At 63.2% G+C, this 250-nt stretch carries 1 pseudogene; it reads right to left on the minus strand.

The window, feature by feature from the left end:
* Positions 1–130: 130 nt before the first annotated feature.
* Positions 131–250 (minus strand): annotated as a pseudogene (locus F1735_RS35165) (IS1595 family transposase); the annotation flags it as partial.

Consider the following 250-nt stretch of genomic DNA (forward strand, 5'->3'; position numbering starts at 1 on the left):
GGCGCCATCGGCCGGTGTGCCCGCTGATGCGCCCAGCCCCGAGGCAGGGCTGCTTTCAACGTTCGAGGTGGGCGATGCCGGCGTGTCCTCCGGGGACGGGGGCGATGGCGCGGCACAATTTGCATGGTGATTAGCGCTGATCTTCAGCTAACCGACACCACGCTTCGGTTCGGTTGCCCGTGGCGACAGCAGCGTACAAGAGGCGCGTCAAAATGGTCGACAAATCGAAGCGCCGGTTAAATCGATACTG

Source organism: Massilia genomosp. 1, from assembly GCF_011682185.1.
GTDB lineage: Bacteria > Pseudomonadota > Gammaproteobacteria > Burkholderiales > Burkholderiaceae_D > Telluria_A > Telluria_A rubra.